The 514-nt window shown below is 55.8% G+C and carries 1 protein-coding gene; it reads left to right on the top strand.

The annotated features are described in order from the left end of the window. Positions 1–363: DUF2497 domain-containing protein (locus ACK4S7_RS13290; RefSeq protein WP_409647768.1), on the top strand; the 363-nt coding region annotated here is incomplete at its 5' end. Positions 364–514 lie beyond the last annotated feature (151 nt).

Raw genomic sequence — 514 nt, forward strand, 5'->3', positions numbered from 1 at the left:
CGCATCATTGCCGATGACGACCGTAATCGTCCGGCCAATAAGCGTGCTGCCAAGGCAGCGATATCAGACGAGTCGGCAGAAGAAGTTCTTGAGTTGACTGAAGCAGACGAGAACAATGGCAGTGATGATGTCCTGCTAGATGACAACAAGGCCCAAAGCCTGCGGCACAGCTTTTCTGCGTTGCAGACCTTGTCCGAACCGGGTGTGGCGCCGCAGATCGTCCGGTCGGGTGAAACCTCGCTTGAGGGGCTGACACGCGATTTGCTTCGTCCGATGCTGAAGGATTGGCTCGATACGCATTTGCCACCTATCGTTGAAGCGATGGTCGAGCGCGAAATCATGCGCATCACCAAAAAAGGGTGATGAAACACCGCGGTATTGGATGTGTTACCCGTCCAGTTCTTGCCTCATTGGCGGCGGCCTTATCCCTCGCGCCAGCGCCGGTACTCGCTACCAATCTCTACGTAGAAGCTGGCAGGCTTGTTGATGTTCAATCTGGCACCGTGCTCACGGG

Source organism: Sphingorhabdus sp. (genome assembly GCF_046292425.1).
Lineage (GTDB): Bacteria > Pseudomonadota > Alphaproteobacteria > Sphingomonadales > Sphingomonadaceae > Sphingorhabdus_B.